This is a genomic window from Pokkaliibacter plantistimulans (assembly GCF_003194385.1).
Lineage (GTDB): Bacteria > Pseudomonadota > Gammaproteobacteria > Pseudomonadales > Balneatricaceae > Pokkaliibacter > Pokkaliibacter plantistimulans.
In genome coordinates, this window is record NZ_LAPT01000022.1 from 1 (window position 1) to 21,620 (window position 21,620).

At 58.9% G+C, this 21,620-nt stretch carries 14 protein-coding genes; 7 read left to right on the forward strand and 7 right to left on the reverse strand.

Annotated features, from left to right (window positions below):
• The 7 genes from WH50_RS05450 to WH50_RS05480 form a co-directional block, all read right to left on the reverse strand.
• Nucleotides 1–3,790, reverse strand: a 3,790-nt coding sequence (locus tag WH50_RS05450; RefSeq protein WP_133251252.1) for a hypothetical protein, incomplete at its 3' end; no start/stop codon positions are given.
• A 17-nt stretch (nucleotides 3,791–3,807) separates the two neighbouring features.
• Nucleotides 3,808–4,524, reverse strand: coding sequence for a DUF4123 domain-containing protein (locus tag WH50_RS05455; protein ID WP_110186417.1), 717 nt, complete (start codon nucleotides 4,522–4,524; stop codon nucleotides 3,808–3,810).
• Nucleotides 4,521–4,961, reverse strand: coding sequence for a PAAR domain-containing protein (locus tag WH50_RS05460; RefSeq protein WP_110186418.1), 441 nt, complete (start codon nucleotides 4,959–4,961; stop codon nucleotides 4,521–4,523). The genes WH50_RS05455 and WH50_RS05460 overlap by 4 nt, the downstream gene beginning before the upstream one ends.
• The gene (locus WH50_RS05465) at nucleotides 4,954–5,919 is read right to left on the reverse strand and encodes a hypothetical protein (RefSeq protein ID WP_110186419.1); all 966 of its coding nucleotides are present in this window, start codon (nucleotides 5,917–5,919) and stop codon (nucleotides 4,954–4,956) included. The genes WH50_RS05460 and WH50_RS05465 overlap by 8 nt, the downstream gene beginning before the upstream one ends.
• Nucleotides 5,916–6,773, reverse strand: a complete 858-nt coding sequence (locus WH50_RS05470) for a hypothetical protein (RefSeq protein ID WP_110186420.1) — start codon at nucleotides 6,771–6,773, stop codon at nucleotides 5,916–5,918. The genes WH50_RS05465 and WH50_RS05470 overlap by 4 nt, the downstream gene beginning before the upstream one ends.
• A gap of 300 nt (nucleotides 6,774–7,073) precedes the next feature.
• Entirely contained in the window at nucleotides 7,074–8,918 is a 1,845-nt protein-coding gene (locus tag WH50_RS05475) for a type VI secretion system Vgr family protein (RefSeq protein ID WP_110186421.1), read from the reverse strand.
• A gap of 132 nt (nucleotides 8,919–9,050) precedes the next feature.
• On the reverse strand, nucleotides 9,051–11,174 hold the full coding sequence (locus tag WH50_RS05480; protein WP_110186422.1) for a serine/threonine-protein kinase: 2,124 nt from the start codon (nucleotides 11,172–11,174) through the stop codon (nucleotides 9,051–9,053).
• A gap of 266 nt (nucleotides 11,175–11,440) precedes the next feature.
• Between WH50_RS05480 and tagH the strand changes: the two genes are divergently transcribed.
• The 7 genes from tagH to WH50_RS05515 are packed head-to-tail and all read left to right on the forward strand — an operon-like array spanning nucleotide 11,441 to nucleotide 21,604.
• Entirely contained in the window at nucleotides 11,441–13,246 is a 1,806-nt protein-coding gene (gene tagH / locus WH50_RS05485; protein WP_165838314.1) for a type VI secretion system-associated FHA domain protein TagH, read from the forward strand.
• Between the two features lie 39 nt (nucleotides 13,247–13,285).
• The gene (gene tssJ / locus WH50_RS05490) at nucleotides 13,286–13,753 is read left to right on the forward strand and encodes a type VI secretion system lipoprotein TssJ (RefSeq protein ID WP_110186424.1); all 468 of its coding nucleotides are present in this window, start codon (nucleotides 13,286–13,288) and stop codon (nucleotides 13,751–13,753) included.
• A gap of 60 nt (nucleotides 13,754–13,813) precedes the next feature.
• A complete protein-coding gene (gene tssK / locus WH50_RS05495) occupies nucleotides 13,814–15,145 on the forward strand; it encodes a type VI secretion system baseplate subunit TssK (protein ID WP_110186425.1) in 1,332 nt (443 codons plus the stop codon).
• 36 nt (nucleotides 15,146–15,181) lie between these two features.
• Complete coding sequence (tssL, locus tag WH50_RS05500) at nucleotides 15,182–16,495, forward strand: type VI secretion system protein TssL, long form (RefSeq protein WP_110186426.1); 1,314 nt, start codon at nucleotides 15,182–15,184, stop codon at nucleotides 16,493–16,495.
• Nucleotides 16,496–16,527: 32 nt separating this feature from the next.
• A complete protein-coding gene (gene tssM / locus WH50_RS05505; RefSeq protein WP_110186427.1) occupies nucleotides 16,528–20,115 on the forward strand; it encodes a type VI secretion system membrane subunit TssM in 3,588 nt (1,195 codons plus the stop codon).
• Nucleotides 20,097–20,783 carry a type VI secretion system-associated protein TagF gene (gene tagF / locus WH50_RS05510; protein ID WP_110186428.1) on the forward strand — a complete coding sequence of 229 codons (687 nt, stop codon included), beginning with the start codon at nucleotides 20,097–20,099 and terminating at the stop codon, nucleotides 20,781–20,783. Before tssM ends, tagF begins: the two co-directional genes overlap by 19 nt.
• A complete protein-coding gene (locus tag WH50_RS05515; RefSeq protein WP_207780190.1) occupies nucleotides 20,777–21,604 on the forward strand; it encodes a PP2C family protein-serine/threonine phosphatase in 828 nt (275 codons plus the stop codon). Before tagF ends, WH50_RS05515 begins: the two co-directional genes overlap by 7 nt.
• Nucleotides 21,605–21,620: the final 16 nt, after the last annotated feature.

Consider the following 21,620-nt stretch of genomic DNA (forward strand, 5'->3'; position numbering starts at 1 on the left):
GCGGTGTGGAGGCGGGGGCAGGCTGGCGTTCGGGGCGTACTGCCCGTGCGCCATCCAGCCAGTAGGGCTGGTCTTTGGCTTGAAAGTCCGGCGCGATCTGGGTCCAGCGAAAAGGCGGGGTGGCCTGCTCGGCAGGATGAAACACCGGCGTGGTGCTGTCATTGGGTAGCGGAGCGGGGAAGACCCACATAGCCCCTTTACCATCGGGCACCTGAATCTGGCATTTGAATATGGGGTATTCGGCCGACTTCAGCACTTGTGCGGGGCCTGGGGCATCGCTCCATTGGGTCTCGCCCAGTGTCAGGTAGTAGTTTTCGCCCAGCGGGGTAATTTCAGTGAATGTGGGCTGTAGTGGTCGGGTGGATATTGTTGCACGTGGTCTGCGACCACTGACGGAGATGGCCTGGAAGCGGGGTAAATAGAGTGCCTGGTTAAAGAATCTTCCCAGACAGCTTTGTACGCTGATGCGGGCATTGCATTCCCCAATGCGCGGGTGAATTTGCCGCACCGCCACAAAGTCGCTGGCTTTTTGATCGGCAGATACATAGTCGTAATAGGGGCTGGTGCTGACCTCAATGCGGTAGGCGGCCAGCAGGTTAATCAGCCGATACCATGCTTCCTCCGGTGCATTGAGCAGGTGGGCAAACTGGCTGCCGGGGCTGCGTGAGAGGGGGCCGTCCTGCAGGTAAATCTGCAGGGGCTGGCGGTTAATGGCGATATAGATGGCCAGCCCGGCCACCGTCAGCACCATGCCGATCACCCCCAGCCACACCATACTGCTGGCAAAGGAAAAGGCCACGGTCAGCAGGCTGGCACCGACACCGGCTGCCAGCAGGGCAAAGGCGGCAGGGCGGTCCCCCTCATGCCATTCATTCAGCGCATCCATAAAAAATACGGCGGCGGTCAGGGCATTGCCAACCACGCCAATGGCTGCGGCAACTTTGATTTCATTCGGCAATAGGGTAACAAGCTTTTTCATCAGTGCATTATCAGCGACCTTTTCCATCCACTGGCGTTTGATGGATACGTCAAACGCCACGGACTCCAGAGTGCGATTAATCCCTTGCAGGGCTTGCCAGCGCTGATCAAAGAGGGAAAGCAGCTTGGCTGTGGCATTGCCTAAATCCCATAAGGCAGAGATATTTCCCGTGATACTTCGAGATAATCTATCCGAGTTCCAAGCTCTCAACTCATACGACAAGTTCCACCCTTCCACGCCCAGCATAAAGGCGGAAAACCCTACTGAGTTGAGCAGCTTATGCACTGCCTGAGCGGTGTCACTGCGTGCCACTCGCACCACCATGGCGCGATGGTATGCTTCATAGTCTTTGGCGGCCTGACCTTCTAGGGTATACACCCCCATGCGCGTCGTGGTGCCTGCCTGCTGCCCAGTGGCCTTGGTGTACCGGTTTTTATTGCTATCGCCGATAAGCTTGTCGCCCAGATACCACTGGCCGTAAAGTTTTTTGGGCTCGGTGTCGGGTGTGGTGATACCCAGTGTCAACTCGCCCAGCACGAGACCAACAACGGTCAGACCCTGCTCGGGTTGCTTGCCATTCGGTGGCAGCCACCTCAATTGCCGCAGCACATCGGTGCTGGCGGAGCTGCGCACCATGTCAGCCAGTGGGCCGTAAGCATCTATATATCGAGCGGTAGGGGCAACTTTAGGGGCCAGTGACTGCATCGCATTAATCAGTCCACCCAGCGCGGCCTCGACATCGTTGGCGACCCGCTTGACCAGTGGCCCCAGGGTACTGTCTACCGATTGCAGGGCTTTCTGCGAGGCAACAGCCCACATATCCAGTAGTGTCACTTCATGGGTTTTGTCCTCCGGGTTGGCCATTTGTTTGTCAGGTTGCCGGTAGCGCAGCTCGGCGCTGAATAAGGACAGGCCCGCCATCAGGTCAATGCGGTAATTACCATCCCCCGGGTTGGGCTGGAGGGGGTAGTCTTTCGGGTTAAACGGTTTGGTAGGGTCTATCACCCTGGGTTTGGGGAAGAGGAAACGGCTTAGCCCATGCTGATAGGCCAATATCTGAGTGATGAGTGCTTCTGCACTCTGGTTATAGGCTCCCGACCAGATGGCATGAGGTGTCTGATACGTATCCAGGCGCTCCGGGTTGGGTGATGCCATGGCCAGGGCATCACCCAGCAATTTGAAACCGGCGTAGTAGTCACTGTGATTTTTGCTGAACAGGTCGGCCAGCACTGCTTCTGTGTCTTTGCGGCTGAGCAGCGTCAGGGTCTTTTGTTGCCAGGTGCTCAGATGCTGCCGGGCCGCAGCACGATAGGACGGATAGAGTATTTTGAACATGGGCGAGCCAGGGCTCAGATCAACATAGCTGGCGTTGTCTTCATACCAGGGATTGGTAGTGCTGGTTTGCTTGCCCTCGGCATTGGTCGCCATCATCTGTCTGGGCAGGATGGTGTGATTGACCAGCTCGGCAAAACGATGCAGCGGGTGAGTGCCGGTGAGGGTCAATAGCGTCTGCAGCAGGTCCTGGGCATGTTGCCCCTGCTGAGTGTAGTGACGCAGGCGGCCAATGGCGTCATCCAGCATTAATACGCAGATGGCGCGGGGTTTGAGCTCGCGGTAGATGTCTTCTTCGCTGGCCTGTGCCTGCCACCAGAGCGGGTCTGTGTCTGGTTGGGGGTAAGCCACTTCGGTGTTGGCTGATTGCCCCTTGATTCCCTGATCCAGCTTTTGCCTGGCCTGAGCCTGCTGCAGGCGCGGCTGTTCTTTCACCAGCAGCGCCTGCTTGAGTGCCAGTGTAGAGACGGTGTTGTCATACGCCTGACGTGAGGGATTACTGACCAGATCCACCGCCTGGTGATATTCCTGCTGCGGGGCTTTGCCGCTCAGATCGGTCAGGAATACATCCGGCTGGGGATAGTGCCATTCCTGCAGGGGGGAGCGCTGGCGTTGGGCGGGCATGTCGTCTATCCACAGCAGCATTCCGGCAGGAACGGGGCTGTACTGAGGCTGCTTGCTCAGGCGCTGGTAGTCATAGCCCAGGTGAACCTGATGCGCTTTAAACTGGCTGACGTACATGGGGGTGCCGCAGCGTGAGCGAATGGCGCGGGCTGCGATCTGATCAGGGTAGCTCTCCATATAGTTGATACGCTCAGCGGTCAGCTGGACATCGGAAAAAAACAGCTGAAAAGTCGCCAGCATCTGCCCGCTGGCCGTCACAGGCAGCCAGACCTCCTTATGCCAGTCGCTGATGAACTTGCGTTGATAGACGGTGCTGACAGGCGTCTGCTCACTGCCACCCCGTGCTGCCAGGATATTGCTGTCGCGAAACTGCGGGGTACCAGCCTGTTCGTCCTTGCCGACCTCCAGCTCACGCCATAATCGCCCCTTACGGAAGATATAGAGATAACCGTTGCGACAGGCGACCGGGGTCTTGAAGACGCTGTCGATCTGCTCGACAGGGACGAAGGGGGCGATCACATACTGCTGCCGACCGCCGCAACGGCTGGTTTGCTTCAGCTTGGGGACAACAAACAGGTCCTGATCACTCGCCGCGCCATCGAACAGAGGAATCTTAAAGCTACCCTTGCTGCCTTTGATTTCAATCCAGCTTTTGAGTGGTGGCGCGGCGGCACCGACGGCCTTTTCCCAGAAATGCAGCGTACTTTTCCCCCAGGCCTTGCCTCCATCAACAGGTTCAATGCGCGTGGGGGCGCCGTTGTTCTCCAGCACGATCTTTTGGCTATCAGGATGATCGTGACCGAGGATTTCAATGATATAGGCGGGCTTCGAGCAGCTTTGCTGTACGTCTGTCATGGCATTCCCTTGCTAACTTAGTCCATCCCTGAAGTGGGTTCTTCCACCTCATAGCCCAGCCAGTAGTCGATATAGCTGGGCGTTTTTTCTGCTTGCGTCTTTGCTGGCTGCGCCTGATTGGCAGGCTGGCGAGGCGCGTCATGGGCATCCAGTGCTGCCACCTGGGCATCACTGAGTGCAAACCAGCCCTGGCCCCGACCTGCCTGCCCTGGTGTATGGGCCATCCAGCTCCATCGCTGTTCACCTGTTCCCGATGGGCTGAACCAGGCCCAGCATTCGGCGGGGCCCAGCAAGGCTGCTGCCTCGTTGTCAGTCAGGCTGGGTGCCCAGGTGTCAAGGATGGTAGGAGCATAAAAACGCATGAGCAAGGTTTTATCCTGCTGGCGCATCCAGATCAGACTGCGCAGGTGCTGGCGCACGTGCTCGTAGTCGCCGGGGTAGCTGATCAGCAGGCAGTGTTGCTGCCAGTCGGGATCCGTCAGCCAGTCCTGATATAAGGCGGTATGTGTCTCAAGGCGCAGCAACACGGGTGAACATTCATAGAACGGATGTTCCAGTGATGTGTCTTCAAACAGGATATCCCAGCGCAGCTGATCAGCCTTGCAGGAGGCGGTGTAGATCCAGTCTGGCAGGTTGATGCGGTCTATCACCAGCAGCAAGGGACCCTGCAGACTGGCTAGCGGCAAGATTTCAGGCCCCTGTTCGGGATAGAAACACTGTCCGGCGCGGATCATTTAGCTGCTTCCTTGCAGGGGCAGTTTGGCTCAACACAGATAGTGGGCTGGCCATCTTTCTGACAGACCATGACGCGTGACAGTTGGCGGCGGGCCAGGGCCTGCACCTTGCCGTTACTCGCCGAGCCACCGTTGCTGCTGTAGGTTTGGTCTCCTATCAGTACAGTGGCATTGCCCGCCACGATGACACCGCCGTGCTCGGTGCTGTCGCCCATACGGGCAGCCGGTTTGCCATTGATAAACACTGAGGCTGAGCCTTGTTTGATCGTGTCCGGTGGTGCATTACATACCAGCTTGTCACCGACGCGCGCCGCAGGCATTCCGCCGATTGTCACGTCACCAGACCCCCCGGCGACTGGGCCTCCAACGTGTGGGGTATCACCCCGATATTGGGGGCAGATGTGAAAATGCCCCAGAGTGGCGGCGGGTTTACCCATAGTAATCTCCCTTAATGGACGCTGAGGCCAGGGCGTTTGCTGGCGAAGGAGTGTTGTGCCAGAGGCTGAAGCAACGATGACCTTTGCAGGTCATGTCCAGCATCAGTGCCTGTTGATCACGGTGCAGGTGGTGTTGCAGGTACAGCAGACGATAGGGCAACTGTAGGCTGCCCAGCTCGCCGAATGCCTGTTCGGGATGGTGGACTTTGAGGGTGTCTGCTGCTCGGTGGCTGATGTGCTCGTAAAGATCGAGCCACTGTGCCTGCTGCAGGCATCCTGCCGGTGGCAGAAGATGGTGGAGAGGTTCTGTGCTGGTCGCCAGACACTGCCGGAGCAGTGTTGTATCGGCCGTGCTGCCCTCACTGAAGGAATGTAGCAACCGAAATCCACTAGCGACTGAACCTAAGGTGAGACCTGCGGTGGCAGGTTGTAACGACAGCACTATCAGCCCTTCACAAGCAGTGCCACCCAGCAAATGCGATGCAACTGCAGGAACAGGGCTGTCAAAGGCAAGTAGCGATAGTGGCCGTCCCTTGTCCAGTTGCTGCTGTAATGTTGGCCAGTGCTGGAGATAGCGGTCGGGCTGGCTATCAAGGTAAATCACTTCCGCTGAAGTGCCCACACACAGTCCTTTGAGCGTTGACTGAAGCTGGCTGCTTTGCGGTGCAGATAACCAAGCAGGTAATAGTACATACAGTGGCCCGGTGAGATCGGCTAATACATTGCGATAATGCTGCAGCAATATATCCAGCCGCCGGAAGCGGCTGGATTCCACTCCGATAGCCGGGTGAAAGCGCAAAGGATAGGCTGCGGTAGAGGCATCCATCAGTACCTCATCCTGCATAAACATCGTCACGTTAGCTGCCTGCGGCCAGCTATCGAGCTGAGCGACCGCAAATACCAGAGAAGAGAGTGTGAAGGGGCGATAGCGCGATGGGTTTACCAAGGAATCGGTCATGGCAATGAGGCTCCTTGCCATCCACATGCACTGACGGGCGGATGTTGCCAGTGCAAATGATTGATCAACAACTCGACCACGAAGCGATGGCCCTGATGGCCATGCTGCCAGTGCTGCTGCAAGGTGGCGTAGTCCAATTCAGACGTTAAGGGGTAACCATTGAGATAGGGAGTATGAGTCGAGCTGTAATGATGATCCTGCAGCCATGCTTGCAGTTGTTGGATATGAGCGCTGGCAAACGTGGCTAAGGCGGAGCCATCTCTCTCGGCCAGTAAGTTCACTCCTGCGGGTTCAGCTAGTTTCAAGCCATGACGTAACCACAGTCGGTCGCGCGCTGCGAGAGAAGAGGTCGGTGCTTGCAAAGCGACAAGGTCCGCCTTTCCCGTAGCAGGAGCGAGCGGCGTTATTACGGCTTGATGATACGAGGGTAGGGGGCGTGAGTGTGTGGAGAACAAGGCCGTCAGTGCGGGCAATGAGCTGATTCCGCTGCTTCGCAATACTGTCCCGGCCAGGGCTGGAAATGACAGCGCTTCAACGCTTAGCAGGCTACTCAGTGTGGCGTTGGAGATTAATGGCCACTCTTCAGGCATTTGACACAAACGCGTCAAAATAGAGACGGGCAGATCCAGGGTATGGCTCTGATGGGCCTTATGTAAAACCTCGGTTGTCTGTAGCGAGGGTTGCTCAAGTATTGTGCGTAACCATGCAATGCATACCGGATAGGCGCTCAGCAGCTGGGGGTCAATCGGCTGCCGGTTCAGGGCCAGGGCATCGCAATACCAGTCAGCGGTCACCTGTGACACGGCCTCCCCCTGATACAGCTGCTCAGCGATGACACGATGACAGTGCGTCATAAAGCTATCTAGCGACGCTGTTGATACCTGTTGCCACAGTTGTAGCAGGTATCGGCGCTCTGATGAGGGACAGGGAAAGAGGCTCATCAGCAAGGCATCGGCATTGGGGGCTGTCACTAATAGTAGCCAGGACAGCGCGGGCGGAAGTTGGCTCTGTCTGAGTTGCAAAGACTGTAACAATATCGGCAGGCCAGTATCACAGTCAGCTAAATCGTTGAGAGAGGCCCCCCAGTCCAGTGCCTGTTGCCACCTTAGCTTGTAATGATGCGCACAGTACTCAAGCGTGGTATGCACTGATGATCAACCATTCAGTTTGATACTGGTAGCCTGCTTGATTATCTGTGTGGCCTTTTCGGTGCTCTTATTGCCCTTCAGCGTAATGGTGCCATCACTCTCCATCACCAGGGTGGAGGCACCGACTTCCAGCTCAATCCGGCTGCCTGCCTTGAGCTTGAACACCTTGCCCACCTCCAGCACATCGTTGTTCTTGATGGTGGTCTGGCGATCCATGCCGATATCGGTCAGCAGATTGTTTTTGATCAGCTCCTGCTGGTCTTTTTCGGCCTGGGTGTAGAACAGCTCCTGCCCTTTGAGGTCTTCAAACACCAGCGCGTTGTAGTTGTCTTTGCCGCCGCCTTTGCTGCTGCGGCTGATGATGCCGCTCTGGGTCTTACTTTCCGGCAGCGCCGTGGGGTAGGGGTTAGTGCCGTTATAGAGGCTGCCGACGATGACCGGCTGGTCGGGGTCACCGCTCAGGTACTGGACGATGACCTCATCACCGATACGGGGGAAGAAAAAGGCGCCGCGGCTATTGCCCGCCCAGGCCTGAGCCACCCGAATCCAGCAGGAGCTGCGCTGTTCCAGATCCCAGTGGAAGCACACATGCACCCGGCCGTACTTGTCGATGTGTACCTCTTCGCTGCCATCGCTGTTGGCTTCGGCGACCACCCGCGCGGTCTGTGAACCAAAGATGCGCGGCAGGTAGGGCAGCAGGTAGTTGTTGCGGTCACCGCCCTCGCGCGCGGCGATTTCATCGCGGGCCAGACGAGGGCGGAACACCGCATCACTGGGCAATACGCTGATCTCATTCTTGTAGTTATCCCCTTCCTGCGCCTGTTCACCCTGGTTATCCGCCGAGGAGGCTTCCACCTTGATGCGGATAACGACATAGCTCTTGCCCTCTTCGCGCTTGTCTTCGTGGCGCTTGAAGCTGAACAGGCCCGCCGGGCGGAAGGAGCGGCAGTTGCTTTTGCCTTCACCGCCCAGCTGGTCATGCTGCAGGGCCTCCAGCTGCGTCTGCGCGGTGGCCTGAGTGCGGCTGATGTTCTCGGCTTCGGCGATGTACTCAAAAGCCTCGGTGGTGCCCTGCTGTTCGGCCTGACCGGGGTTCTCGACCAGCGCCTTGGCCAGCGCGGTGGGGGTCAGAAAGTTGTAGCCCTGCTGACGGACCTTGCCGCTGGCAATCTGTTCGATACCGCTCCAGACATACAGGTGAGACTCGGCCAGATCGCCGGTGAAGTAAGCCACCTCCTGCTCCAGACACGGACTGTAGACGGTGCTGTCATCGGCCAGAACCAGGGTATGGTCACCGGCGCTGTGCTCGAAATAGAAAAACACCCCTTCGTGCTGCAACAGACGGCAGACGAAGTTCCAGTCGGTCTCATCAAACTGCACCTTGTACTCGAAGGTGGGGAAGCTGCCGCTGGTGCGGTCATCGAACTTGACGCTGTGCTCGCTGAGAATCTGCGTCACGATATCCAGCGCGGTACGTTGCTGGAAAATCCGGTTCTGCCGCCGCTGGGTGAGGAAGTAGGCCTGCGGCTGCAAGGTCAGCTCGTAGTCACGGTGGACTTCATCCAGCGCTTCGGCCGGGGTACGGCTGCCTTTGGAGGCAATGCGGGTGACCACGGCGTTATACAGCTGCTGACCCACTTCCCCCTGATCATCGTGGATGGGAATGGTCAGGGTCACGGCCTTACCCAGCAGCTCGTGGGGGTCGACCTGCTGGCTGTTGGTATGCACGCAGGCGGTCATCTGCGACAGCTGCGACAAACCTTCGTGGATCGTCGCTTTATCAAGAATCAGGGCATCCTGACCCAGTGGGGTGGTGATGAAGATGTTCTTGCTGGATTGAACCGCGCGCATAACCACTGTCCTGCAAATAAAAAAGGCCGGTACACCAAAAGGCAACACAAGGGGGTGGGGTGCCCGGCCGTCGAACACGGGAAAGGCGCCTGCGTCAGCCGCAGTGCGCCAGAATGAGATAAAAGGACGTTGCTACCTGGCTTGCAGACCTTTCTCCACCAGATCGGCCTCTGCCATGGCCTTCTGTGCTTCACGTAACTGGTCGGCATTGATCAGCTGCTTGGCCAGATCACGATAGGCCTGCGCCAGTTGGTGGGTGAGGGTGACCAGGGGTTCAAAGTCCGAGGGTAAGCCCCGCCCATAGCTGGCCAGCGCATTTTCGGCTTCGGTCAGGGCCTCAGGGTCGGTGGCAGCACTGATCTGGCTGGCCAGCGCCGCGGTTTTTTCCTGATAGACAATGGCCGCGGCGGCATGGGGGAAGGGCAGTTTCTGCCCCTGCTGGCGAGCGGTCTTGTAGGCATCCATGGTCTGCTGAGCCTGCTGCACTTCATCCACCTGCTCGACACTCTGCTCGGCCACGGGCATGCCGGCAAAGAAAGTTTCACCAATCTTGCGCAGCCGGTTGAGCTGGTCTTCGTCAGCGGTCTTGCTCAGCGCTTCCTGCATGACCTGCTGGTAGGTGGCACTGGCTTTTTCTGAAGGCAGTGGCTGGTAGTCATGGTTGAGACGCTTAAGGCCGCTGAACTGGGTCAGCAGGTTGTCGAAGTCGGCCTTAGTCTGGTATTTGCCCTGCTCCAGCATGGCGTTGAGCTGCTCATCCAGTGCCTGAGTGCTGCCACGCCAGCTTTGTTGCAGGGTGTCCAGCAGGGTGTGCAGGCGGGCAGAATCAGGAAACACTTTCAGCCCTTCCTCCACCGTACGGGTGACGCTGTAATAATCAGGGTAGCCGGACTGCTGCTGTTGCAACTGGCTTTCCACCTCGCCTTCAAAGTAATCCAGCACACGGGCACGCTGTTGCTGCAGGATACCGGTCACCAGCGCCTGCTGATCAGCAGGGGCCTGTGCCAGGGCATCGAGCAGGGCCGTGGGCGTGGCGCCCTGCAGGTAGTCATAACGATGGCTGTCAGCCAGCCGGGTATCGAGCTGTTGCAGCCGTTGCTGATAGCCCTGGTATTGCTGATAGCCCATGCCCGCAGCGGCCAGTACCACTACCAGTGCGGCACTCCAGCCTGCCAGACGAGGCCAGGCCGAGGGCTGCTCCATCAGGTTGAGCAAGGTCAGTAGCTGTGCCGGGCGTTTGCGTTCTTCAAAGGCCAGGCCCTGTTGCAGCTGAGCCCAGCGCTTGCTGCTCAGGGCGGCGGGCGCATCTGCCCTGAGTTTTTGCTGCTGTGCCTTGTCGGCAGGCTGGCGCTGGAAGGGATGTTTACTGGTCAGCAGCTCGTAAGCGATGCAACAGAAAGAGTAGATATCATCACGGTGCGTCGGCTTGTTGCCTGCCAGCAGTTGTGGGCTGGCATACGCCGGGGTATAGCCCTGCACAGGTTCAGTCGCATCGTTATCCGGGACGGCGTAAATATCCTGATGCAGGGGGTCGGAGCCCGCCACACCGAAATCCAGCACTTTGATATGACCATCACGGGTCAGCATGACGTTGCTGGGCTTGAGGTCGGCATGCACCACCCCCTGTGAGGAGGCGTAGTCGAGGGCGGCCGCGATCTGCCGCAAAATCTGCATGGCGCCGTCATAGTTGAGGCCACGTGGACGGGAGCGTTTGATCACCAGGTCAAGGGTTTCACCGTCGAGCCATTCCATCACCAGAAAGGTGCAGGCGCTGTCGCGACCTTCCAGCGCTTCATGGCCGAAGCTGAATACCCGGATGATGTTGGGGTGCGACAGTTGCTGGGATTTGCGCGCTTCGGCAATCAGCAGATGTCTGGCCTGAGGATGATCCTGCAGATGAGGTTGGAGCAGCTTGACGGCAATGTGGTTATCCTTGATGCCGTTCTGCTCCAGCAGCAGGTCACGGGCGCGGTAAATATCGCACATGCCACCACGGCCAATCTGGTCTTCCAGCAGGTAGCGTTGCTGCAGGACGGTGCCTTTGAGCTGATTGCGGCCTTCAGTTTGCGGTGAAGGGACATCCAGCACCTGAGTCGCATCGCAGAATACAGCGGTCAGGTCGCTGTTATCACTGCTGCTCGGCGGGGTGCTGGCTGCCGGGCTGGTGGTACTGTGCTGCGGCTGGCTGTGGTAGTCGTCCTGGCTACCGGCAAGCAGCGTATCCGTATCCCTGGTATCCGTGTTCACCCTGTCCATGTCTTCCCCCGCATCCTGGCTGAAGTCAATTGCCTGAGAAATGTATCCATTCGGCGGGCGGTACGTTACATAAAACTCTATGTGTAAATCAAGGATAAGTTTTGTAACTTTATTTGTCTAAAGGTGTTGACTTGTCGGTATCGACTCCGTAGTTTTGTCGCCCAGATTGTTGGTGGCCCGAGTAGCGTTTCCTCAGATATGAAGGAGCGTGGACTGGCCACCTATATGCTTTTGGTAACCCTATGGATAGGTCTGGACATATGGATATGGAGCTTGAACTGTCGGTCATCAGTTATCATCGCCTGTCTCCCGGTCAGGAGTCGGTCCGGGTATTTGATCACCGCGGCGGCACCCTGGGGCGCTCGGAGCAGTGTGACTGGTGTCTGCCTGATCCGGAGCGTGTGCTGTCGGGTACCCATGCACGGGTCGAGGCTGATGCTGAAGGGTTTGTCGTCACTGACCTGTCCACCAATGGCCTGTTTATCAACCGCCGGGTAGAAGCGCTGGGCAAGGGTAATCGTCACCGTCTGAACAGCAATGATGTGCTGGGTCTGGGTGACTATGAGATTCGTGCCCAGCTGCGCCCGCGCTCTGCCCCTGTTACGCCACCACTCCCGCATGCCCAGCCGCTGCTGCATACCGCTGAGGTGAACACCGCCAGTGTCGCTGCGCAGCCTGCTGCCAGTGTCCAACCCAGCGTCACTCAGGCCAGCGTCACTCAGGCCAGCGTCACTCAGCCTGTGGCATCCACCGCATCAGTACAGGCCCCTTCCATGCAACGCAGCATGAGCCAGCTGGGTCTCAATGATCATTTTCCTCTCCCTCAGGGTAAGAACCCGGCCGCCTCACAACAACGCATTGAACCCGCCGTCACTATTCCGGAAGACTGGGATCAGCAGTGGCTGGGTGGTCCGCATGAGCCGCTGGAGCCAGCCGTTGAGGTCTCTTCACGATTTGATGCTTTCCTGACAGATACGCCGGTGACTGAGCCTGTCGTGACTCTGCCAGCAGAGGTGGCCAGCCTGACTGCCGTTGAGGTAGCTGCCGCCAGTGCCCAGGCACCTGCTGACAGAGTGATCCAGCCTGTGCAGGCAGAAGCCAGGCCTGTTACCACGGTTCAGGCCGCTGTTGAACCGGCCTTAGCCGTTGCTGCCGCTGACAGTGCCATGCTGGCGCAGACTCCGTTAACCGAAGTGCAGGTGGCGACTAGCACTGTGGTGGCTCCCGCTGTTGCTCCCTCTCTATCGCCTGCCACCCTTGTAGCGACTGTTGTACCTGCTCAGGCGCCATCAGCACCCGTGGCTGTGTCGTCAGCACCTCTGGCTGTGTCGTCGCTTCAGCAGGATACATTGCGTATGCCGGAACAGGTGCTCGCGCCGCAGCCATCCACCCCTGCTACATCCGCTGAACCCGGCGTGATGGCAGCCGCTCCCCAGCCTAAACCTTCAAGCCCGGCCGTGGCCGCGATGGAAGGCAATGAACAGCAGGCGCTGCGCGCCTATCTGCGGGGGCTGGGTATTCATCCTGAGATGGCGCCGGCCAATCATGACCCGGAATGGTGGCAGCGTCTGGGTGAAGCCAGCCGCCAGCTGCTGGAAGGGCTGATCGTGGCACTGCGTGAGCGCTCACGTTTCAAGAGCGAGTTCCGTGTTAATCACACCCAGTTCCGTACCACTGAAAACAATCCGCTGAAATTCTCCGCTGGCGTCGAAGATGCCGTGCACAACCTGTTCAACCGGCGCAGCAGTTCCTTCATGCCGGCTGACAAAGCCATTGCCGATGCCTTTGCTGATATCGCCAGCCATGAGCAGGCGCTGCTGCGTGGTGTGGAAGGAGCAGTGGCAGGGTTGCTGCGGCAGATGGATCCGCAGCAGATTTCGCAGCGCCAGTTCCGTGAAGGCATGCTCGATAAGCTTAACCCGGCGCGGCGTCAGGCCAGTTACTGGCAGCTGTATGCCGAGTTGCATCAGACTCTGAGTGAGGATGTGCGTAGTCAGCAGCAATGCTATCTGGATGACTTCATTCAGGCTTACGAAGCGGCCGATCATTCCTTGCGTGGCAGCAGCCATTGAGATGTGGGCGTGCAGCACCGTCCAGACAGGAGCAGTCAGATGAGCACAACGGTACGTTTATTCTGCATGGTATGGCTGACCGCCGTGGCAATGCTAAGCGGCTGCGGCACGGTCAACAGCGTGGTGCCTCCCTCCACCGATCTGGATTTTAAGGTATCCAAACAGGTCAACCCCGATCCGAACGGTCGGCCATCCCCGCTGGTCGTGCGCATTTATGAGCTGAGCTCGCGCAGTGTGTTCGATTCACAGGATTTCTTTGCCCTGTATGACAATCCGGATCAGGTACTGAGCCAGGACATGCTGAGCAAGGACGAGCTGGTGCTGGAACCCGGCAGCAAGAAGACCATTACCCTGCGGCTGGATCGCAAGACCCGCTACATCGCGGTCATGGCGGCCTTCCGTGATATCGAGAATGCCCGCTGGCGGGACGTGGTGGTGGCCGACCCGGAAGGCTATGACGATTTTGACGTCAATATCGAAAAACTGTCGGTCACGCTGCGTGACTAGCTGCACAGCGGCGTAGCGTAAGGACGGTCAGTGACAGACAGGGTGAGGCAGGGATAGCAGATGAGTCAGTACAGTCGAGTGGTATGGAGCGAAGGCATGTTTCTTCGTCCCCAGCATTTCCAGCAGCAGGAACGTTTCTGGGGCGACCAGCAGGCTGCCCTGCATAGTCTGGTCGAGGCCTATGGCTGGGGTGTGCTGACGCTGGATATCGACGACGGCATGCTCAATCTGGGCAAGCTGGCGCTGCGTGATGCCGTGCTGGTGCTGCCAGATTTCACTGTGGCCAAAATGCCCGCCAAGGAGCCGCTTCCTGCACCTTTGCAGGTGCCCGCAGGCATCCGCGATGAAGTGGTTTATCTGGCGCTGGCGGTGGAGAAGACCAAGGGCCTCAATATCGGCAGTGGCCGGGCCGAGGAAGGGGTGACCCGCTACCGCTGGCACGATGAGGAAGTGATCGACAACAGCGTCGGTCAGGATGCCAGCGATACCCTGCAGGTGGCGAAGCTGGCGCTCAGTCTGAGGTTTGCCAGTGATGATCTGACCGGCTATGTCACCATGCCGCTGTGCCGCATCCGCGAAGTGGGTGAAGAAGGCACGGTACGCCTCGACAAACGTTATATCCCGCCGAGTCTGTGTGTACATCGCAACGACATTCTGGCCGGTATGCTGACCGAGGTGGTGGGTATGCTCAAACAGCGTGCCGATGTACTGGCCAGCCGGTTGAGTCAGGCCCAGGCGGCGGTCAGCTCGCTGTCGGACTTTCTCTTTCTGCAGCTGCTCAATCGCTATGAAGCGGTACTGTTGCACCTGAAAGGCATTGGTCAGTTGCATCCCGAGCGGCTGTACGCCGAGCTGGTCGCCCTGGTCGGTGAGCTGGCGACCTTTGTACAGGAGGATAAGCGTCCACCGCTGTTGCCCTCCTACCGCCATGATCAGCTGACCGAAGTGTTCGGTAACCTGCTGGTGGTTCTCAATCAGTCACTGAGTACGGTGCTGGAGCAGACAGCGACGCAGCTGACCATGACCATCAGCAAGTTCGGTATCCGTGTGGCCGAGCTGCATGACAAAAAAATGCTGCGCGATGCGCAGTTTGTGCTGGCGGTGCGCGCCGATATGCCAGTGGAAGAGCTGCGCAAACACATGCCGGCACAGATCAAGATCGGCCCGGTGGAGCTGATCCGCACCCTGGTCAACAACCAGATTCCGGGGGTGGCCATTGCGCCGCTGCCGGTGGCACCGCGTGAGGTGCCCTACCATGCGGGCTATCACTACTTCCAGCTGGAGAAGAACAGCGAGTACTGGCAACGCCTGTCCAGCAGTGGTGGTATCGCCATTCACCTGTCGGGCGAATATCCCGCACTGGATATGGAACTCTGGGCCATTGCTGGCTGAGAGGCGCAACACACGGACGTGTAGTGGAGAACAAGGATGACTGACGCAACCATCATCAAGCCCCGCCCCGGTGGACGACTGGGCGCAGAGGAACGCTCTGCCGCCCGCCGTGCTGACCAGACGGCACCGCACATGCTGGAAGACCGCACCGTCATCCATAAACCGGCGGCCAGTGCCCGTATACAACGCCTGCCCACGCTGGATGCCAATCCGCTGGTGGACTACGCCGGGCCGATGTTGTCACTGGTCAGTTATCTGCGCCGGGTCACAAGTCATGCCGATGTCGAGTCGCTGCGGCTGCGCTGTATCGACATGGTGCGCGAATACGAAGCGGCTCTGCGCCAGCAGGATACCACCGCCGAACAGCGTGAAGCGGCGCGCTACTGCATGTGTTCCTTTATTGATGAGGTGGTGCTCAACACCCTGTGGGGCGAACAGTCCAGCTGGTCACTCAACAGCCTGCTGTCCACTTTTCACAATGAAACCTGGGGCGGTGAACACTTTTATATTCTGCTGGATGCCGCCCTCAAGCGCCCTGCCGATCATGAGCAGATGCTGGAACTGCAGTATCTGTGTCTGAGCCTGGGCTTCATGGGCAAGTTACGGGTCGAGCAGCAGGGCAGCGAGAAGCTTGAGCGCTATCGTGAGCAGGCCTATCAGGCTCTGCGCGGCCAGCGCGGTGAGCGTGACAAGGCGCTGGCGCCGGGCTGGAAAGGGGCGGTGCAGATTCGCGAGATGAACTTGCGTGATGGCATGCCGCTGTGGGTGATCTACGCGCTGGTCGCTGTCACCCTGCTCGGCACCTACATGACCTTCAATTATTTGCTTAACCGGGATTCGCGCCAGCTTTACAGTCAGCTGTCGTCACTGGTTGCGGCGCCAGCGCCGGCCCCCGTCGAGGATACACCTCCCGAGCGCAATGAGGTGGAGCGCCTGACCCAGCTGTTGCAGACCGAGATTAATAAGGGGCTGGTGGAAATTACCGCAATGCCGGATCGCACCCGTATCACCATGGGCACAGAGGCGCTGTTCCCCTCCGGCAGTGCAGAACTGAAAGAAGCGCTGTGGCCGGTGTTGAGCAAGATCGGCACGGTACTGGAAGGTACGGAAGGGCGCATCATGATTACCGGTCACACCGACAATCAGCCGATTGCCACCAGCAAATACCCCTCCAACTGGCATCTGTCGCTGGCCCGCGCTACCGCCGTGTCTGATTACCTGACGGAGCATGCAAAACTGAAGGGAAGGCTATGGCCGGAAGGCCGTGGCGATGCCGAGCCGCGCTTCGGCACTACAACGCCCGAGGAATGGGCGAAGAACCGACGGGTCGAAATCGACCTGCTGTACTGACCCGTTGCATTCAAGGTAAAGGAATTACTGCCATGACGTTTCGACAAGCTGGCCACATGCTCTGGAACTTCCTCACCTCACGGCTGTTTCTCAGTGCCGTGGGAGTACTCTGTCTGGCCCTGCTGATCTGGTTCGGCGGCCCGTTGCTGGCCATTGCCGGGGCCGAGCCACTGGCCAGTGTGATGAACCGGGTGGTGCTGATCGCCGCCATTGTCTTTGTCTGGGTGGTGTGCAGCTGGGTCAGTTACCACTATCGCAGCAAGCGTGAGCAGGAAGCGGTCAACAAGCTGGTGGGAGAGAAGAAAACCCAGCAGGATGAAGGGGAGGACGAAGACGCCATTCAGGACGAAAACACCCGGCTGGAAATCGATACCCTGCACGAGCGCATCAGCCGTGCCATGGATATCCTCAAGCGTACCCAGCTGAGCAAGGGCCGCAGTATCTATCAGCTGCCGTGGTACATCATGGTCGGGCCGCCCGGTTCCGGTAAAACCACCGCACTGCACCAGTCCGGGCTGGAGTTCCCGCTGAAGCGCGAAATGGGTATTGATGCCCTGCAGGGCGTCGGTGGCACCCGTTATTGCGACTGGTGGTTTACTAACAAGGCGGTGCTGATTGATACCGCTGGCCGTTACACCACGCAGGACAGTCACTCCGAGCACGATGCCCGCTCCTGGCTGGGCTTCCTCGGTCTGCTGAAAAAATTCCGCCCCCGCCGTCCCATCAACGGCGTGATCATCGCCATGAGCATGGCTGACCTGATCAGCAAGACCCGTACCGAGCGCAATCTGCATGCCCGTGCCATCAAGCACCGCATTCAGGAGCTAAAGAACCAGCTCGGTATGAATTTCCCGGTCTATGTGCTGCTGACCAAGTCGGATCTGGTCGCCGGTTTCAGCGAGTTTTTTGCTGAACTGACACCAGAGGAACGTGAGCAGGTATGGGGTATTACTTTCGATCCGCAGGCTGCCGACAACGAGAAGGGCGTCGTCGGTGAGTTCAACAAGGAGTTCCATGCCTTGCTGGTGCGTCTCAATGAGATGGTGCCGGAGCGCCTGCGGGTCGAACGCAGTATGGAAAAACGTGCCGCCATTTATGAATTTCCACGGCAGATGCGTCTGCTGCAGGCGGCCGCCGATGACTTCCTAAAGGAAGTATTCACCCCCAATGCCTTTGAAGAAGCACCGCTGCTGCGTGGGGTCTACATTGCCAGCGCCACGCAGGAAGGGAAGCCGATTGAGCGGGTGCACTCGCAGCTGGCCAGTGGTCTGGGCCTGCAGGATGTGCCCAGTGAGAACCACGGCTATCACGAAGGCCGCAGCTTCTTCATTCGCCAGCTGCTGGAAAGCGTGGTGTTCCCCGAGCAGAACCTGGCGTCCACCAATCAGTATCACGACCGCCAGAATTCCTGGCTGTGGCGCGGCACCCTGGCCGCCTCAGTACTGCTGCTGGCGGGGGGCGGCTATGTGTGGTGGAACAGCTATCAGTGGAATCTGGGCCTGATCCGCGCAGCCGAAGCGGCAGTGCAGGATTATCAGAGCCAGCATGAAGACCCTAAGCAGGATATCAGTCTGGTGCTGTCCCAGCTCAGTGCTTCGCTGAATGCGCTGGTGCAGTTGCCTGCCGGTGTCACTGGTGCCGAGCTGCAGCGCGAGGGCATCCGCGGCTTTGGCCTGTATCAGGGTGATCAGCTGCATGGGCCAGCCACGGCCGCCTATCAGCGTGCGCTGCAATATCAGTTTGTGCCGCATCTCAACCGGGTGCTGGTCAGTGAAATGCAGGCTGTGCAGGGTCAGACAGAGAATCTGGAGTACCTGTACGAAACCCTCAAGACCTATCTGATGCTGTATCAGCCCGAACATCGCGACAATGGCCAGATTCAGGACTGGTATCAGGCCTATCTGCAGCGCTATCTCAAGGGCGAGCAGAACGATGGCATACGCGCCTCCCTGCAGGCCCATCTGGACCGCATGCTGGCGATGGATATCCCGATTGCCGGTATCGATAACGCCGCCGTGGATCAGGCCCGCAAGGAACTGACCTCGATGACGCTGGCCGAGCGTGCTTATCAGCGCCTGCGCAAGGAACTGCTGCACAGTCGTATTCCTGACTTCCGTCTGACCGACGTGCTCGGCAGCCAGAGTCTCAGCATTTTCGAGCGGGCGGACGGCAAGCCGCTGCAGGAAGGGATTCCCGGCCTCTATACCTACAACGGCTTCCATGGCCTGTTCCAGGTTGAGAGCAAACGCATCCTCAAGCGCCTGACCGATGACGCCTGGGTCTATGGCGACGATGCCAGTGAGCTGGGCACGCTGGACGGTGATGTGATCGCCGAGCAGGTGCGGCAGAAGTACTACCGCGATTACAGCTTCCAGTGGCAGAGCCTGCTGGCCGAGATCCGCCTGAAGAAGTTCGACACCATCACCGAGGGCGCGCGTATTGCCCGTGTGCTGAGCGGCAGTGAGCAGCCGCTGCAGTCCATCATCCGGGGTGTGCAGCGCAATGTGGCGCTGACCCGGGTCAATACCGACAACGTGGTCAACAAGCAGGTGGGCGAAGTGGCGGAAAAGGTCATGGAAACCCGTACCAACCGCCTGACTCGCTACCTGCCTGACTCGCCCATTGATCAGATCAGTATGCTGCCCGGTAAGGAAGTGGAGCAGCAGTTCGGCAATATCGTCGGCTTCGATGAAGCCCAGATGAGTTCGCTGGAGGCTGAACTGCAACGGTTGTACAGCTACCTCGACAATCTGGCCAGTGCCGACGGCAGCGACAAGACGGCCTTCATGTCACAGGTGGATGGCAAGGGGACGCAGGAGCTGAACAGGACCTTCCGTGATATCCAGCGGGAACTGCCGCTGGAGCTGGGCACCCTGCTGGGGCCGCTCAATACCCAGTCGCAGGAGCTGGCCAAGGAAGGCGCCAAGACTCATCTCAATGACGTGTGGAAATCCAAGGTCTATGGCGAGTTCCGCCGTGCTCTGCAGGGGCGCTATCCGCTGGCAGTGAAAGCCGATCAGGAAGTGACACTGAAGGATTTCGGTCGCTTCTTTGGCTACGGCGGCACGCTGGATCGCTACTTCGAGGAATACATCGCCCCGGTGGTGGATACCTCGGCCAGCACCTGGCAGTTCGAGAAGGATATCGGCGTGTCAGACAAGAGCCTGAAGATGTTTCAGGATGCCCGTCAGATTCGCGATGCCTTCTTTGAGCCCGGCAGCCAGATTCCCAAGGTCGATTTTGCCCTCAAGCCGAAGACGCTGGATGAAGACGTCATCAGCTTCCTGCTGGAAGTGGATGGCCAGAGTCTGGTCTACCGTCATGGTCCCACCCGCCTGAGCAACTTTTCCTGGCCGGGGGATGGCAGCAAGCCGGGGGTGCGTCTGGTATTCACTGAGCCGGATTCAGGTAAGACCATCACCAACGATTACCCGGGTGCCTGGGGCTGGTATCGCCTGCTGGACCGACTGGCCAGCCTGCGTAAGGCCACCATCAAGGACAAACAGCTGGATATCAACGTCAAGGGCTACAAGGCCAGTCTCGAACTGGTACCGAGCAGTGTGTACAACCCATTTTGGAGTGCGGAGTTGAGGGGGTTCGAATGTCCGGCGACGCTGTAAAGGGATATGGCTACTTCGGCAAAGTGCCGGTGCGCGGTGACTTCGTCTCCGACCGTTTGAGCCGCAATTTTATCGAGGGATTTAACGAGTGGCTGCAGGCCGTGCTGGCGGTCAGTCAGGAGCAGTTGCTGGATGACTGGCTGGAGGCCTATCTGACCGCCCCGGTCTGGCATTTTGCCCTGTCGCGCGGGGTGGTCGGTGAGCACGCCATGGCGGGCAGCCTGATGCCCAGCGTCGATCAGGTCGGGCGCCGCTTCCCGTTTCTGCTGGCCTGTGAAACCGCGCTGTCACCAGTGCGGCTGTGGGCCAACCGTGACTGGAGTGAGGCCACTGCCGACCATCTGCTGCAGATTCTGGAAGACGGCCAGGAGCTCAGTGACTGGGTCAGTGCGTTGGCTCAGTTACCGCTGCCCAGTGGTGCGGAGCCGCGCCCGCTGCAGCCCCGTGGTGAAGCCGGTAAACGCCAGCTGGCCTGGCAGAGTGCCAGTGACAGCCGCTGCGAAGACCTGCTGCATCCGTTGCTGCGGCAGCAGTTTCCCCGCTACTGCCTGTGGTGGACCAGTGGCTCTGAACGGGTGCCCGGTTCGCTGCTGGTCAGCTCCGGTCTGCCGCAGGTCAGCCAGTTTGCTGCCATGCTCGATGGTCAGTTCGAGGTGTGGGGATGGTAGGCGTCAATATGGTCATGGGCGCGCACCCCAACGACATGCAGCTGGTCAGTTTTGCCCAGAGTCACAAGGGCAAGATTCGCGATCACAACGAGGATGCCTATCTGGAGCTGGCCGAGTGCGGCGTCTGGGTCGTGGCGGACGGTATGGGCGGTCACGCTGCAGGCGATGTGGCCAGTCAGATGGTGGTCGATACGCTGGAAATGGAGCTGGCACATCTGCCGCGTCATCAGATCAGCGTCGAGCAACTGGTAGGCGCCATTCGTCGGGCCAATCGCAATGTCCAGCACTACGCCAGTACCCAGATGCAGGGCAAGACGGTCGGCTCGACGGTAGTGGCGCTGCTGGTACGCAACGAGGAGTACCACCTGTGCTGGGTCGGCGACAGTCGGGCCTATCTGCTGCGTGATGGTCAGTTGCAGCAATGCACCCGCGATCACAGTCAGGTACAGGACATGGTCGAGCAGGGGCTGATCAGTCGTGATGATGCCGAGTTTCATCCGCTGGCCAATGTGGTTACCCGCGCCATTGGCGGGCAGGAAGAGGTAGAAGTGGATGTGGTCAGCGGGCTGTTGCAGCCAGGTGATCTGTTCCTGCTGTGCAGTGATGGCCTGAGCAAGGAGCTGAGCTTTCATCAGCTCAGCCAGATTCTGAATACCCCCAGTGTGGTTGATGCCTGCATGGCGCTGACGCATTCCGCGCTGGTGCATGGCGGTCGTGACAATATCACCAGCGTGCTGGTGCGGGCCTGTCAGGGGCGCAGTCAGGGTGAGCTGGATGATCCCACCCTGCCGCTGGTGCAGGGCCACTGGGTGCGGACCTGAAGGGAGCGGGAAGAAT

Excerpts from the sequence above, each read along its gene's own strand:
- tagF (WP_110186428.1), top strand. The coding sequence starts at position 20,097 with ATGTCCGGCGACGCTGTAAAGGGATATGGCTACTTCGGCAAAGTGCCG.
- tssM (WP_110186427.1), top strand. The coding sequence starts at position 16,528 with ATGACGTTTCGACAAGCTGGCCACATGCTCTGGAACTTCCTCACCTCA.
- tagH (WP_165838314.1), top strand. The coding sequence starts at position 11,441 with ATGGAGCTTGAACTGTCGGTCATCAGTTATCATCGCCTGTCTCCCGGT.
- tssK (WP_110186425.1), top strand. The coding sequence starts at position 13,814 with ATGAGTCAGTACAGTCGAGTGGTATGGAGCGAAGGCATGTTTCTTCGT.
- WH50_RS05465 (WP_110186419.1), bottom strand. The coding sequence starts at position 5,919 with ATGACCGATTCCTTGGTAAACCCATCGCGCTATCGCCCCTTCACACTC.
- WH50_RS05455 (WP_110186417.1), bottom strand. The coding sequence starts at position 4,524 with ATGATCCGCGCCGGACAGTGTTTCTATCCCGAACAGGGGCCTGAAATC.
- WH50_RS05480 (WP_110186422.1), bottom strand. The coding sequence starts at position 11,174 with ATGGACAGGGTGAACACGGATACCAGGGATACGGATACGCTGCTTGCC.
- WH50_RS05460 (WP_110186418.1), bottom strand. The coding sequence starts at position 4,961 with ATGGGTAAACCCGCCGCCACTCTGGGGCATTTTCACATCTGCCCCCAA.
- tssL (WP_110186426.1), top strand. The coding sequence starts at position 15,182 with ATGACTGACGCAACCATCATCAAGCCCCGCCCCGGTGGACGACTGGGC.
- WH50_RS05515 (WP_207780190.1), top strand. The coding sequence starts at position 20,777 with ATGGTAGGCGTCAATATGGTCATGGGCGCGCACCCCAACGACATGCAG.
- WH50_RS05475 (WP_110186421.1), bottom strand. The coding sequence starts at position 8,918 with ATGCGCGCGGTTCAATCCAGCAAGAACATCTTCATCACCACCCCACTG.
- WH50_RS05470 (WP_110186420.1), bottom strand. The coding sequence starts at position 6,773 with ATGACGCACTGTCATCGTGTCATCGCTGAGCAGCTGTATCAGGGGGAG.
- tssJ (WP_110186424.1), top strand. The coding sequence starts at position 13,286 with ATGAGCACAACGGTACGTTTATTCTGCATGGTATGGCTGACCGCCGTG.